We start from the raw sequence: 15,250 nt of genomic DNA, 5'->3' as shown, positions 1-15,250 counted from the left end.
TGACTGGAGGGATCGCGGCAGTCGCATCCGTCAGCACACAAGACGCAGCGTGCTCCTGAAAGGCTCCGGGACGTCATGACCCTGGTTATACTGACACCGAAGGTCGGCTCTCGCTTGCTCGCGGCAAGACGCGATCCGTCGCCAGCGCAGCTCAAAACCGATCGGAAATCATGGCCACCACAGCAAAACCCGCATCAACTCCCAGGGCGAAAGCGCCCGCAAGCCAGGGAAGCAAGGCCGCCGCAGCGGCCGCCGGCAGCGAGCCCTATCTGCGCTTCCACCATTCGCTGGACCTGCGAGCGAGAACCGATGCCGTCCTGGCTGCTCTCGAGGAGAGTCCCGACGACGCCGGACATGGCGCCGCTCTCGCCAACCTGGTGGCTGAACTTACCGGGGCGGGGATGGACTATTACTTCCTGCGGCCACTCCGGCTGGCCCAGGTCGGCTTTGTCGCCGAACAGTCAGCCCGTCTGGGCATGTCCGGGGCGGTAAAGCTGATCAGTTCGGTCAGCCGCAAATTCATCGTGCGCATGGACAGGGAGCAGTTGTTGGCGGTGGCGACGCACATCCGCGCCCTCGCCCGCTAGACGGTTCGCCGACGTGTCACCCCTGCGGCTGTTTGCCGAGCGGCAGGCGCAAGTCAATCGTGCCGCGGTCGGCACCTGTCGTCATCGCGAAGCCGAGGCCGCGGGCCAGTCGCTGCATGCGCAGGTTGCCATCGAGCGTTTCGCCGCGCAATTCGCCGATGCCGCGGCTGCGGCAGTAGGCGACGATGCTCTGCAGCAGGAGTCGCCCGAGTCCCCTGCCCTTGATTGCCGAAGCAACGACGAGCGCAAAGTCGGCGACGACGCTGTCGGGATCGGCGACGGCGCGTACCTCGCCGAGCACGACTTCGACGCCATCGCTGCCCCGCTCGACGGCGACCAGCGCCATCTCGCGATCGTAGTCGATCTGCGTGAAGCGGGCCAGGCGCGCACGCGGCAGATTCCTGATCGAGTCGAAAAATCGCATCCGTGAATCCTCGGGAGCAAGCGAGTTCAACAGTTCGCCGAGACGGGTCTCGTCTTCCGGGCGAATCGGCCGGACCAGCAACTGACGACCCTCCCAGGTCAACGGTTGCTCGAGTTCCTTCGGATACGGGCGAATCGCGAAGCGTCGCAGGCCGAGCAGGCGTTTTCCCCTGCTGATGCGAAGCCGCACGTCGAGCGCCACCACCCCCGAGGTCTCGACAAAGAGGGGATCGAGTTCTGCGCCGACCACCGCGTCGATGTCGGTGAGCAATTGCGACAGGCGCACCAGTGTCTGGCTCACCGCCGCCTCCAGCGCGGCGCGCTCGCCCTCGGGCGCTTCCGCGGCGAAGCCGCTGCGCGCGACCAGGTCCTGGGCCAAGGTCAGGTTGAGCGGCGGCAGGGCGACGACGAAACGGCTCCGGCGGGCACCAGCGCCGGCAGCCGGACCGAGGAAGATCAGCGGCCCGAACAGCGAATCCTCGGCGACACCGAGACGCAGCGCCGGCGTGCCGCTGCGTGCGCCGCTTGGGCGCAGCCGATAGGCGGTGACGCGTTTCCGCGGTTGCTGCAGGCGCGCGCTATTGCGCAGGCCGCGAACGGCAAGTTGGATCTCGGCCGGCGAGCGGAGTCCCGCGGCGACCTGTTCACACTCCGCCGTATTGGCCAGCACGAGGCCGATGTCGACCGGGTAGCCGATACGTTCCGCGGTGCCTATTGCCGCCTCGACACTGCTCGCCAGAGAATGATCGGCAACGGCAATACCATAAGCGCGCAGTACGCGACGCGCCTGCTCTGCGCTGGGAACGTCGCTCCCGGCATCGACGGCCTCGCCGATCGCGGCACGTGCGGCGGCAATGTCGGGAGAAAAGTCCTCCGCCAACGAGGGCGGCATCTGCATCAGCAAGTCGCGATTGCGCCGGTAGTTCAACACCCCGAGAAAAACCGCGATCGCCTTTTCCGGTGAATCATGGCTCAAGACGCCGCTGGCGGCAGCGATCTGTTGCGCCTCGAGCATCGTGCGACCGCCTACCCAGCACGTGAACACGTTGCGCTCGCTGGCCTGCGACACCTCGCAGATTGCCGTGGCAACCTCGACGCTCGGCGCGAACGGGGACGGCGAGCAGACCGTCAGCACGGCGTCCGTGTCGTCGTCCGCGAGTACCGCGGCAAGCGCTGCCGCCCAGTTCGCCGGGGTGATGTCCGGCGGCAAGGCCATCGGATTACCGAGCGTCGAACGCGTCTGCAGCAGTTCGCCGAGATGCTTGACCGTGCCCTTGGACAGGGCGCCCAACTGGCCACCGGAGCGCTGCAGCGCGTCCCCGGCAATCCAGCCGAGGCCGTGGCCATTCGCCAGAATGGTCAGGCGCTCGCCGCGCATCGGCCGCACCCGCGCCATCGCTTCGGCGGCCTCGAACAGATCGCCCAGGTTGTCGATGTGAACCCAGCCGGCGCGACGCAGCGCGGCCTCGTACACCTCGTCGACGCTGAACGGTGCGCCGGGCATGCTGCGTGTGTCCACGCGCCGGCCACGAATCGAGACGACCGGCTTGTTGCGCGCGGCGGCGCGCGCCGCTGACATGAACTTCCGCCCCGGCGGCAGCGAATCGAACTGGACGAGGATCGACTTGGTGTCGGGATCGCCGGCCAGCCAGTCAAGTGCGTCGGCGAGATCGATATCGATGCTCGCTCCCAGGTGCAGAACGCTCGAAAAACCGATTCCCTTGCTGGAAGCGCGATCGAGAATCGCGGCCGTGACGGCGGTCGACTGGCTGACCAGCGCGATCTTGCCCGGCGTGATCGACACCGGGGCCGCACTGGCATTGAGGCCTCTGGCGGGAACGACGATACCGCCGCTGCCAGGCCCGAGAACGCGCATCAGGTAGGGCCGCGCCGCCTCGAGGATGGCCTTGCGGGCGGCCAGGATCTGGCTGCTGCTCATCCGGTGCCACAGCCAGGGCCCGACGATCACCGCCCGCGTGCCACGCGCGCCGAGTTGCTCGATGATCGACGGGACCTTGTCCAGCGCGGCGCAGACGATCGCCAGGTCGGGCACCACCGCCATATCGTCGATGCGCACGTCGGCGCCGATCCAGAACAGCGATCGCTTCCTGGCGCTGACCGAAATCACCGGGCCGGAGAAGCCGCCGGCGGCCAGATTGGCCAATACCACTTCGGCGTAGCGGCCCGCCTCGTCGGGCTCGGCAACCACGGCTACCGATTCGGGACGAAAGAGGAACTCGAGATTGCGGACAGTCATGCTTGCCTCGTCAGGTCAGGGGAACGCGAAGCTCGCGTTGTCCATCTGCATCAGCGAGCGCGCCGGTGCCAGGGCGCCCTGGCGGTGGCCGTCGGCGCGCGGCAGCAGGCGGTCGAAATAGAACTCTGCCGTCTGTATCTTGGCGCGATAGAAGGCCGCCGACTCCGCGCCCTGGCCACTGCTCAGGTACTTGTACGCCTTGTCGGCCTGCAAGGCCCAGAAGTAGGCCATCATCACATAGCCGGAATACATCAGGTAGTCGACGCTTGCCGATCCCACGAGGTCACGATCCTTGCCCGCCCGCGACATGATCCGCAAGGTGAGCAGGTTCCACTCGATGGCGCGCTTGACCGTGGAGCGCGCCATGGCGCCCATGCACCCGCCTGCGAAGAGATGCGGCCTGGCAAAGCGCAGCATGAGGCGCGTGAAGTCGCGCACACACTTTCCCCGGGTGCCGATCAACACCTTGCGGCCCAGCAGGTCGAGCGCCTGAATGCCGGTGGTGCCTTCGTACAGCGTGGCGATGCGTGCATCTCGAACCATCTGCTCCATCCCGTGCTCGTGAATGTAGCCGTGACCGCCAAAGACCTGCATGCCGAGATTGGCGGCTTCCAGCCCCAGTTCGGTGAGGAAACCTTTGAGGATGGGTGTGTAGAAGCCGAGCAGGTTATCGTACTCTGCCTGCGTGGCGCGATCCTCTTCGAGCACGGCGTTGAACATGATGTCGGCGGTCTGCGCAGCCGCATAGATCATCGCCCGGCCACCCTCGGCAATGGCTTTCTGCGTCAGCAGCATGCGCCGCACATCGGCGTGCCAGATCAAGGCATCGGCGACCGAGTCAGGGTCCTTCTTCCCGGAGAGGGCGCGCATCGAGCGGCGCTCTCTGGCATAGGCGAGCGCACCCTGAAACGACGCCTCCGCGTGCGCGATGCCCTGCAGGGCAATTCCGAGGCGCGCCGTATTCATGAAGGTAAACATCGCCTCCAGGCCCTTGTTGGGCTCGAAGATCAACTGGCCGACCGCCGCATCGAAATTCAACACGGCAGTCGGCGAGGCGCGAATACCCATCTTGTGCTCGATGGCGCCGCAATTGACAGCATTGCGCTGGCCAGGCGAACCCCCTTCATTCGGGAGAAACTTGGGGACGACGAACAGCGACAGGCCGCGTGTTCCTGCCGGCGCCCCGGACAGGCGGGCGAGGACGATGTGCACGATGTTCGCGGCGAGATCATGCTCGCCCGCCGAAATGAACATTTTCGTGCCGGTGATCGCGTAGCTGCCGTCGGGCCGAGATTCGGCCCGGGTGGTCACCTGCCCGAGATCGGTGCCGCACTGCGCCTCGGTCAGACACATCGTGCCGGTCCATTCACCACTCACCAGGGCCGGCAGATAAAGCGACTTCTGTGCCTCGGTCCCGTATTTCAGGAGGGTGTTGATACAGCCCAGGCTAAGCCCCGGATACATGTTGAACGACCAGTTGGCCGCACCCATCATCTCGGTCTTGAACACGCTCATCGAGGTCGGCAGCCCGTGGCCACCATACTTGGTGGGAAACGACAGCCCTTGCCAGCCACCTTCGACGAATTTCCGGTAGGCCTCCCGGAATCCGGCTGGGGTAGTGACTTCGCCGTCCTTGAAGTGGCAGCCTTCGCGATCGCCGGAAAGACTCAGGGGTGCGAGAACCTCTTCGCACAGGGTGGCTGCACCGGCGAGTATGGCCTCGACCATGTCGGGCGTCGCTTCGCCGCCGCTTGACAGCCTGGCGTAGTGCGCCGGGTAATCCAGCACCTCATTGATCAGGAAACGCATGTCGCGCAGCGGAGCTTTGTAGTTCGGCATGGTGCGGCCTTTCCGGAAGGGAAACGGTGTGACTGTGCGCTGCCCGCCAAGGGCATCAGCGATTCGACTTTGGGCGTTTTGTGTACAATCGTACACTGAAACTCCTGGCGACTGAAGTATTGTTGTTACGGAAATTGGTCAATAGCAACCCGTCAGGGCAACGGACCTGTTCAGAAAAGCGAATTCCTGGATACAAGTGTTCTAAAATACGCAGCATGAGGACTGCCACCCCACTCGGGAGAGCCGCACCCGAGAATCCCGACTCGCTGTCGCGCAGCGCGCGCAAGGATCTGACCCGAGCGAACCTTCTGCAGGCGGCGCTGAACCTCATGGGCGGGGGACGCAGTTTCACCAGCCTTGGATTGCGCGAGATCGCCCGTGAAGCCGGCGTGGTCCCGAACGCCTTCTATCGTCACTTTCGCAACACCGACGAACTGGGTCTGGTTCTGGTCGAGGAGGCCGGGATCACGCTGCGCCGCCTCCTGCGCGAGGCACGCAAGATGGACGTGGCGCCGCGCGACATGCTGCGGCGTTCGGTCGGCGTCTACCAGGAGCACGTGAAGCGCAATCGCCTGCAATTCGTGTTCATCTCGAGCGAGCGATCCGGGGGCAGCCGCATCCTGCGCATGGCAATTCGCAACGAGGTGACGCATTTCACCAATGAAATGGCACAGGACTTCCGGCTGCGCGGTCTCTACACGCAACTGCCGACGGCAAGTCTGCAGATGGTCTGCGGCATGATCGTGATGACCATGCTCGCGGCGGCGACCGACATCCTCGACCTGCCCCCCGAGCAACCGCTGCTCGAGGGTGAGATGCTGGAGAACTTCGTGCAGCAACTCAAGATCATTCTCTTTGGCGCAACGCGCCTGAATGAGACCTTTGGCGTAGGCACCGCACCGACTGCGCGTGCGTTCCTGCCTGACTAGACGCACCCACCGGGACTTGCCGATCGGCGCGGGGATCAGTGCGGCAAAGTGGCGACGCGCCTACGTCGTGGCAAAAAACCGGGGCCACAAGGGCCCCGGAGAATTGTCCAGCAGACTGGCAAAGCGTTGCTTCTAGGCCTTGGCCGAGCGGCGCCTGCCGGCGAATGCCACACCCATCAAACCCAGCGAGGCAAGGAGCAGGGTCGCGGGTTCCGGTACCGGGGTGATCTCACGAATGAGCTTGTTCTGGATTGCCGACACGAAGTCCGCATTGGTTTCGGCGAACACCTGGAAGGCGCCCGTGCCGCCGATTACGCTCGTGGTACCGTATTCAAACGCGTTGACCGCATCGCTTGCGTCGAGACCGAAGAAATCGCGGTCGTTCATCCAGATGGCGTTAACGGCGGTACCGCCGCCCGCGAGGAATGCATCGCGCGCACCTCGCACGGCCGCGCAATCGGGACTATTGAAGACACAGCCCTCACCGCTCTGCACACCCTCGGAATTGATGTCTACGACCTTGCGCGTACCCTCGAAACCGTTCCCGTTGACCGAGATGAGGGCCTGACGCAGCATGTTGGCCTGACCATCTCCACCACCATCCAGGCGTCCTGCCGCGGCAACCGCATCGGCAAAGGCATTGGCTTCCGTGGCATTGCTGATTCGGAACCAGTCCACCGCCACGCCTACACCAGTTCCAAAGTCCCACAAGGCCACGGCGATGCTGCCAATCGCGCCGCCTTCGATCGCGGAAATGACCGCGGCACTGCGAAAGGCTGCCTCGACGCCACTACGGCGCAGGGCGAAGTCAGTGCCGTCGACACTGCCAGAGGTGTCCGTCGCCAGAATAAGTTCCAGGTCAACAGGAACGGCCTGGGCCGCAGGGGCTGACAGCATGACTGCCATCGCCAGAGAGCAACCACTCAACAGTTTCTTCATCATCTCGGACTCCTATCTCCAGATCGCAGGACAGTGCTCTCTCAAGGTGACGCGGTAGCAAGAACACGCGTTGCCTCTTACTCACCTCAAGCAAGACGCGGGCCACTTAAAGTTCATGCAAATTATCAAGTGGGTTAGCACTTCGTCAAAAAGTTCCCTGTAAAAATTCCCGACACCATTTTGGGGCTGGCCTGGTGATCGCCCACTGCCAGCCTGCCTGCGTTGGTCGAAACCAGGCAAGCCCGACAGACGCCTGCCACGATCGCGCCACCTCTGTCCAAACTCTGGAGGCCTGGAGCACGGCAGAGCGCTACCGACTGCGGTAACATCGTCGCCTGTCCTTATGGCAGTACAAGAACATGACTACGAAAGACCGATTCGCGGCGGCCGTACGCCATCACGACGCGCAGATCGCCGCGATGGGCCTGACCATCTGGGTTGGCTCGGAACCGACCTTCACCGACCGGACCGCCCATTCGCCGGAGTGGCTGAGCCAGGCCCTCGGCGGTGACAAGGAACGCCGTGCCGAAGCGCTGCTCGGCGGCCTGTGTCGGCGTCACGCCGGTGGCGTAGTGCTGCGCAGTGTCGGACGGCAATACCCCGGCGAGGAACAACCGCGTTGGAATCTTGGCCTTTATCGTCGGCGGGACGGCGCCTCGATCTGGCACGGGCCTCCCGACCCGCTCCTGTCGTTGAGCGACCCGACAGCCGCCTCGGGGTACGGCGATGCATTCGATCTCGATGGCTGGGCGTCCGCCCTGGCCGCCGAGCTGGCCGCGCGCAGCCTCCTGGTCACACCACTGGCCGCGGCCGCCCCCCGAGAACGGCGCCTGCTGATGCGCTCCGATGCGGCGGCCGCCTTCCCCGATACCGACGATCCCCGGCTGCGCCGCGCCTCGGTGCATGCCCGTGCGACTCCGGCCAGTGGCCTGCATGACGAACTCGCGGAGGCCGGCGCCTACCTCTTCATCCTGGGCTGCCACGAGGTGGACGGACGGCCGACGGCGCGCATCGAGTTGCCCCTGTTCTCCGGGGTCGCCTTGTTCCTGGCCGTACTGGAGAGCGTCGCGGAAGCTTCGCTGGCCAGCCAGGTAGCGACGCTGATCCTGGCCGGCTATCCACCGCCGGTGGATGCGACAGTCGAGTGGACGACGGTGACGCCCGACCCGGCGGTCATCGAGATCAATAGCGCACCGAGCGTCGACGCGGCGGATTTCCTCCTGCGCAGCCGCAAGATCCACGCTGCAGCCGCCGAACAGGGCCTTGCCCCCTACCGGCTCTACTTCAACGGCGCCGTGGCGGACTCCGGCGGTGGTGGCCAGATCACCCTCGGCGGGCCGTCGCCGGCGGCCAGCCCCTTCCTACTGGAGCCACGGCTGCTGCCGCGTCTGGTGCGTTTCTTCAACCGCCATCCGGCGCTGTCTTATCTCTACTCGCACGACTTCGTCGGCAGCAGCGGCCAGTCGGTGCGCGCCGATGAGCGTGGCGGCGACGCGTTCGACGAACTGTGCCTCGCCGTGGACCTGCTGGAGCGGGAACATGACCTGTCGCCGGAACTGCTCTGGCACAGTTTGGCGCCGTTTCTCTGCGATGCGGCCGGCAACAGTCATCGGGCCGAGATGAACATCGAGAAGCTGTGGAATCCCTTCCTCGCCGGGCGGGGCAAGCAGGGCCTGGTCGAATTTCGCGCGCTGCGCATGCAGCATACGCCGGAAAGGGCCACCGCCCTGGCCTGCCTGTTGCGCGCCGTGACGGCGATGCTGGCGCGCGACTCCTCCACTCTGCCCCTCATCGATTGGGGTCGCGAACTCCACGAGCGCTTTGCCCTGCCCTTCTACCTGGAACGGGATCTCGATCAGGTGCTGCAGGCCCTGGCCGCGGCCGGAGTGGAACTCGGCGAGGCGATCCAGGCGGTGCTGCTACGCGACGAGTTCCGTTGCTGGGGGCAAGTGCCGCTGCCCGGCTGCACCCTGGAAATCAGGCGTGCTCTCGAGTTCTGGCCGCTGCTGGGCGATTCGGCGAGCCCGGAACAGGGTGGCACCTCCCGCCTCGTCGATGCCAGCACCGCGCGTGTGGAACTGCGGCTGCGCCCGGGCGAAGGCGGCGACCTGGAGGATGCGTGGCAGATCGTCGTGGCGGGGGTCACGCTGCCGATGCGGCACGAGCACGACAGCCAGGGGCCGCTGAGGGTGTACGGCCTGCGTTACCGCAGCTTCGTCCCAAGTTGGGGCCTGCATCCCGGGCTGCGCGCGCAGGTGCCGGTGCAGCTGCGCCTGCGCCATCCCGGACAGGCGGTGGACCATGTCGTGACGCTGCATGAGTGGCGTCCCGACCCTATTGCCTATGCCGGCCTGCCCGAGGATCTGGCGGCAGCCGGCGATCGTCGTGCCGAGCGGGTGAGACTGGAAGTCCTGCCACCGAACCCGGACGAAGAGCTGCGCTGCGGGCCGGTTCCGGGTCTCGGCCCCTTCTGCCTGGATCTGCGCTGCCTGCCCGGCCAGGGGATGAGCCCAGCAGGTACACACGAGTCATGATTAGCGCCGGCCGGAGCGACCCCGCTGGTGTGTGCTTGACATGACGATCGCCGGACAGCCGGGACGCTTGACGCCTGCGTTCGTACCGGGCACCAGCAACCCCGCTCGGGCGGAGGTGACGGAACCTCTGCCGAGGAACTTCCATGCGCCAGCTGAAGGCGCCATACCGAATGTAGAATTTTCCGCGCAACTTCAGGGACCAACCGCATGTACATCGCCCGTGTCCATATCAGCCAGGACGATGCCAAAGCCATCGTCGCTACAACCTGTGCCAGCAGTCGCGAGGCCCTGCTCAACGAGGAGTCCCACTGCGGCTTCGCCGTCCGCCGGGCCCCTGGCTACCCGGAATCTCCCGCCGGGTACTGCAGCGCGCCTTCTTCCCGATAACCACGCGTCAGGCGCCCTCCACCATGTCCATCGTCCCAACCTACGCCGCTTTGCTGGCACTCCTTTTCGTGGCACTCAGCATCCGCACCCTGCGCCTGCGTCGCAAGCTCCGCATCGCCATCGGCGACGCTGGCGACGCGGCAATGCTGCGCGCCATGCGTGTGCACTCCAACTTCGCCGAATATGCACCGCTCAGTTTGATCCTGCTGTCCTTCGTCGAATTGCGCAACGCGCCAGCCGCACTCGTACATGGACTGTGCCTTTGCCTGCTGATCGGCAGAAGCCTGCATGCCTTTGGTGTGAGTCGCACGCACGAGGACTACAGGCTTCGCATTGCCGGAATGGCGCTGACCTTCATGACACTGATTGTTTCATCCGCCTACCTCCTCATCGCCTTTGCCCGGGGTCATGGCGCGTTCTGAGGCGGTGCTTCGCGAGCAGTGCGGGGAGAGACGGCTCGCGTCCCATGCCCTACTCGCTCGGCCTGCAGACGGCGGGTGGGAATCAGCCAGAACGAGACCAGTGAAGAAGTGTGCCCAAGACTGACGTTGACTTGGTGGAGCGATGAGCGGTAAGCGGCCAGTGGGTGTAGGATGGCGTCGCTCGGCAACCGGCCACGAGCAGACGGTGGAGATTCTTCTCCAAAGCCGACGTCGGTCTCGAACGATCAACCGAAACCGGTCAGTCGGCTGGGGATGTTGATTTCGTCGCCTGCCCTTACGCTCCAGAAAGCAGTCAGTGGGTGTAGCATGGCGTCGGTCGGCCACCGGCCACTTCCGCCCATTGGGTATTGCAACTGCACAGTCATTCAGATGACCGATTCGCTCCGGAAGCTGCCGGATGGCCCACCTCGGCACGTCGGCCACTCCGGTCATCCAGCTTAATCGGTCACCGATCCGTCGGTAAGCGGCCCTTCAGAGAGAAATTGCCCAGGACGGCAGCTGATTCAGTGACAACGCTTGGTTCGTTACCAGAAAGCTGATAATGCGATAGGAATGGCGTAAGAAGAGCGATTACATCCGGAGATGGATTACGTGAAGAATGAATACCTAAGCGGCTCGGTTGATCAATATGATGACCGGATGGGTTACGGCTATATAAAACCCGATGAGCCAGGCAGCGAGGAAGAGCGCTTTCTTGTTCATCGCCGATCATTGCGAATCCCGGGTTTGCCATTGTCCCGGGGGGATCGCGTTATCTTTAAGTTGGAAGTTGTTCCCCGAGGTTTGTTGGCAGCCGACGTTCATTTTGAGTTGTTGGATCCAGATAGCGACGAAATTTTCCACGGGGCTATAAGCTCACTCCAATCCGATCGCGGTTTCGGTTTCATCGCGGACGATAACGACGATCGAATCTTTTTTCATTTTGCCCAGCTGGCCGATCCGGACCAACCGCCACCAGTTGGAACTGCTGTTAGCTTCAATAAGCAGGGGACGGATCGCGGAATGCAAGCATTCCGAGTAACGCCTCTCGATACACCTATTCAGAGCACCGCCTATCAAGAGATTCCAAAGACAGTACCGCAAAAGGAAAACTACTTGGAACAGGCCATCCTTGCTCGATACAACAAGCGCTTGGACGAGGCTGCTAAACTGTACGAAAAAGGACTTGCACAATCCCCGTCGGTACAGCTGATTACCAGCTATGCATCGATGGAAAAGAACAGAAACCGTCGGGCGGATGCAATACGAGTCTACGAACAAGGTTTGCTGGTCTTTCCGAACAACATAAAGCTGTTCGAGGACGCAGGGCTCCTGGCCGCCTCGATGGGGGAGTTTAAGAAGGCACTGGACTTGCTGAGCCGCGGCCTAGCATTAAGTCAGAAAACGGCGCAAAGAGGCGACCGCATCTTTCTCCTGGCAATAGCAAGAATACATGCGAGGAGAGACAATGGCCGCGCAGACTTAGAAGAGGCGTGGAAATACTACAACCAGGCTAAAGAGGCGTTCGCATCAAGCCGGCACGGAAAAGCTGCCTTCCCCCGTGATGACCTCCTTGTCATGGATATTGTGAGCATTCGCCTCCAGCACTATCGGGGTGGTCTGGCGTACGATTTTCTTAATAAGGCGGGATTTAAGCCGGTTAGAGCGGCCCTATTCGAACAGAAAACGGTCGGGGCGGACTTTATAGTCGAGCCAAAGAACGCCGACTTACTCGAGGGCTACGGCGTAGCCGGGAATATTCTCCTTCGGTGTCTATTTAAATCGGGTATCGCTAGGGCGGATATTAGTGACATTGACAAGGTCGTGCACGAATGGGGGACGGGTGGCGTAGTGGACGAGCAGGTGGTGCTGCTTCTCGTCGCATCGCTACCTGAAGGGGTCGAGCGCCTGATGTTTCAGCGACTGGAAGACCGGAAGCGAACGGTTCCAGCGATTGTGCCGATTACACAATCGCAGATCGAGACAGCGGGAAAAGCCGATGATCTGCTACGCGAAGTGCTGGATCGCTGGCTATACCGACGCGATCTTTTTGCTCAAAACTTCCCAGTATCTGGTCGACGCTTCTTTGGTCGTGAACGATCGCTCGCGGAGATTCGGGATGCCATTGCGAATGGAACCGCTGCCGGCATCTTTGGTTTGCGTAAAGTCGGGAAAACCTCACTCCTGAAGGAGATAGAGAGGCGAGCTAACGAGGGGGGAGATATCGCAATTTACATTGATCTTCTCCGAATTCCCGCTGACATAACAGACACGAGATGGTTGTATTGGAAGCTGGGGCGTGAGTTAGTGAAAAGAACGACAATTCGTCCAGAGTTTCGCGGTATTCGATGGCGATTAGGGAATGAATACAATGATTACCTTGATATCCCAGACAAATATCCTGTCGCTACCGCGTTCGACTCCGACCTAAGCCGAACACTTGATGTAATCCGGCGATCTCCACTCAGCCCTCGGCCAAAAGTTATCGTAATGTTAGATGAGATCGAGCGACTATTGCCAAATACTGCGGGGAAAGAAGGGTTTAAAGGATTCTTCGACTTTGTCAGTTACATTCGTGGCGTCGCACAGGAGTCCTCAGATTTTGTTCCTATCGTGACTGGCGCCAATGCAGCCATTGCAGAAGCAGCACAGTTTTCCGGAAAAGACAATCCGGTTTTCAACTTCTTCCGAGAAATATATCTTCCTCTACTGAAAAGCGGTGAATCAATTCAGATGGTTCAGACGCTGGGTAAGGGAATGGGAATCCGGTTTTCGACAGAAGTGGCCCTTCGAATACACAGTCTGACTGGTGGGCATCCCTTCTTCATCCGCCAGTTCTGCAGCTATTTGTGCGCTCGATATCCCGAACGGCCGCTCACAATGACTGTGACGAAAATTGACGACTGGGTCGACGCGTACCTGGAAATCGCTGGAAGAGATTTTAGCGAAATTGTGGAAAGGTTCTCTCGTGACTATCCGGATGAACTCGACGTTTGTCTAGAAATTTCGAGAGGGAAAGATATAGGGCTGCACCAGCTCACTCGAAAGTTGCCGAAAACTTTGAGCTTAAGGCACCTTATTGGTTATCAAATTGTTGAAATTTCAGACAATAAGGCGTCGTTGACTATGGGGTTAATGCAACGTTGGCTGCAAAGTGGGAGGATTGGGAATGTCCGCTAGCCTGAGAATAAGCCCTGGTTCGGGGTTCTTTGTCGGACGGGATGAGATGTGTGATGGGCTCCTTGGCGCAACACGGAAGACGAATGCGGTGTTGTTATTCGGCGGACGTCAATCTGGGAAAACAGCTCTCCTGCTTCGCTTAAGAGACAGATTGCTTCGCGTAACAGGCGAAGTTGCAACCTTGGGGGCACTCGAAGTGCCGGTTTACGTTGATCTTACCCGTCTAAATTATGATGCGAGGCCTGCGGACCTATTCCAAACATTGGTACGTGCCGCCCGAACATCCTGCGCAAAGCAAATTGCTGGTTTCCCTTGTGAGAATACTCCAAACGCGGGCGCCCATCGTACCGGAGATTTGTTAGATGACTTCATAGGTGATTTGCAAAACGTAAGCGCGGAGTGTGGGGAAATTGAGCCAAGGTTTGTTTTCCTTCTTGATGAGGCAAAACGCGTCCTCGGTGATCGATTTCCGCGAGGATTTCAGGACAATCTATTTTCTTTGCTTTTTGGCGAATCCGGTGTACAGAACTTCACTGTTGCGATGGTTTTCGCCGGCGCTCAGCATCTATATGCGTTTTCTCTAGACGATACGTCGCCGATTGGAAGCAGAGCTATCCCATGGCACATAAGGAATCTTCCCGAGACTGCTATTCAGGCCCTCGCCAAGCAGGTATTCCCAGAAAGAGCAGATACGGAGCTAGTTGAGCTGGCTCGCTTTATCTGGGAAAGTTCAGGTGGGCAAGCCGGCTTAGCCGCAAAGATGCTGGAAGAACTGGCCCGTATATCGCCGCCTCAAGTTACGGCAGAAGTTTTGCTGCTCGCGGAATCAACAGTATTACATGACAATCGAGGATTACTAGAAAATTGGTCACTAGCTCTCACCCCTCGTGCCCGGGCCGTAGCACAGGACTTTTGCGAGAATGAGGAGATGTCCTTGGTTGCGATTGCTCCCATTCTTCGCGATGCAAGACTAGAGCCGCTTCTTGCGCCGAGGGTGGTGGAGGAGTTTCAGTATATGGGTATAGCGGACGTGTTGAATGGAAGGTTAATTCGTCGGAACAAATTCTTTTGGAATTACTATGAGCGGCTGAATGTCGACGCTGCAGTTCCCTCTGCCGCACACGACGTATGGAGACTTATCGAGACGACTGAGCTCTCAATGCGGGATCTAATTAAGAATAGATACGAAGCCGCGTACGGTGGGAAAGCAGAGAGTGTAATGCGTACCGTTCTGGGCGATAAGGCATGGACAGAAATCCAGAGTAAAAAGGCAGGATCGAAGAGGAAATACAAGTATTCGCCGGAGGCAGTTGAACGTGACACGATGTCATGTATGTATTTTGGGCACCTCAAAGACCTAATGATCCATGGACAGGGTTGGTCACATTTCAAGCACATGTTTCGTGACAAGCGTGAGCTCGAAGACAAGGTGAGCGCTATTACTCCCGTTCGGAACGACCGGGCTCACTTTTCTGAAGTACCTGCGAAAGAACTGGATAGATGCCGGATTGCCTGTGACGATCTGTCGGTCATAGTGGATCGTGAGTTGGAAAAGCATGCTGAGGATGGGGCCGAGTTAGCAAGGTGATGCCGAACCCAGTGAACGATCAGGGCCTAGCCACTCGGATAGCATATGACGCCTAATTCTTCAACTATGGGACTTGTCGACAACTATTGTGTCTTTCCTCGCTGAGTTCGAGGTCGCCTCGCTGGCCGAATCGGAGGCGCAGATTGTGGCGGACGCGGTTTAGAT

The 15,250-nt window shown here is 60.9% G+C and carries 9 protein-coding genes; 6 read left to right on the top strand and 3 right to left on the bottom strand.

Annotated features, from left to right (window positions below; translation table 11 throughout):
• Positions 1-170 precede the first annotated feature (170 nt).
• Complete coding sequence (locus CAP2UW1_RS12190; protein WP_015766918.1) at positions 171-587, top strand: hypothetical protein; 417 nt, start codon at positions 171-173, stop codon at positions 585-587.
• A 16-nt stretch (positions 588-603) separates the two neighbouring features.
• Here CAP2UW1_RS12190 and CAP2UW1_RS12185 read toward each other — a convergent pair whose 3' ends face one another.
• Positions 604-3,267: a bifunctional acetate--CoA ligase family protein/GNAT family N-acetyltransferase gene (locus tag CAP2UW1_RS12185; RefSeq protein WP_015766917.1), complete on the bottom strand. Its 2,664-nt coding sequence runs from the start codon at positions 3,265-3,267 to the stop codon at positions 604-606.
• 15 nt (positions 3,268-3,282) lie between these two features.
• On the bottom strand, positions 3,283-5,106 hold the full coding sequence (locus CAP2UW1_RS12180) for an acyl-CoA dehydrogenase C-terminal domain-containing protein (RefSeq protein WP_015766916.1): 1,824 nt from the start codon (positions 5,104-5,106) through the stop codon (positions 3,283-3,285).
• A gap of 215 nt (positions 5,107-5,321) precedes the next feature.
• On the opposite strand from CAP2UW1_RS12180, the gene CAP2UW1_RS12175 reads away from it, so the two are divergent.
• Entirely contained in the window at positions 5,322-6,035 is a 714-nt protein-coding gene (locus CAP2UW1_RS12175; protein ID WP_015766915.1) for a TetR family transcriptional regulator, read from the top strand.
• 132 nt (positions 6,036-6,167) lie between these two features.
• On the opposite strand, the gene CAP2UW1_RS12170 is transcribed toward CAP2UW1_RS12175, so the two are convergent.
• On the bottom strand, positions 6,168-6,977 hold the full coding sequence (locus CAP2UW1_RS12170) for a DUF1194 domain-containing protein (RefSeq protein WP_015766914.1): 810 nt from the start codon (positions 6,975-6,977) through the stop codon (positions 6,168-6,170).
• 356 nt (positions 6,978-7,333) lie between these two features.
• Between CAP2UW1_RS12170 and CAP2UW1_RS12165 the strand changes: the two genes are divergently transcribed.
• The 4 genes from CAP2UW1_RS12165 (at position 7,334) to CAP2UW1_RS25580 (ending at position 15,085) form a co-directional block, all read left to right on the top strand.
• Positions 7,334-9,508 (top strand): transglutaminase family protein, encoded by a 2,175-nt coding sequence (locus CAP2UW1_RS12165; protein ID WP_015766913.1) that lies wholly within the window; start codon positions 7,334-7,336, stop codon positions 9,506-9,508.
• A 410-nt stretch (positions 9,509-9,918) separates the two neighbouring features.
• Positions 9,919-10,317, top strand: a complete 399-nt coding sequence (locus tag CAP2UW1_RS12160) for an MAPEG family protein (protein WP_015766911.1) — start codon at positions 9,919-9,921, stop codon at positions 10,315-10,317.
• A 612-nt stretch (positions 10,318-10,929) separates the two neighbouring features.
• Positions 10,930-13,497 (top strand): cold shock domain-containing protein, encoded by a 2,568-nt coding sequence (locus CAP2UW1_RS12155; protein WP_015766910.1) that lies wholly within the window; start codon positions 10,930-10,932, stop codon positions 13,495-13,497.
• A complete protein-coding gene (locus CAP2UW1_RS25580) occupies positions 13,487-15,085 on the top strand; it encodes a hypothetical protein (protein WP_015766909.1) in 1,599 nt (532 codons plus the stop codon). Before CAP2UW1_RS12155 ends, CAP2UW1_RS25580 begins: the two co-directional genes overlap by 11 nt.
• The last annotated feature ends 165 nt before the right edge of the window (positions 15,086-15,250 follow it).

This window comes from Candidatus Accumulibacter phosphatis (genome assembly GCF_000024165.1).
GTDB lineage: Bacteria > Pseudomonadota > Gammaproteobacteria > Burkholderiales > Rhodocyclaceae > Accumulibacter > Accumulibacter phosphatis.
The sequence above is the reverse complement of the archived record's forward strand: the minus strand, read 5'-3'. Positions and strand labels throughout refer to the sequence as shown.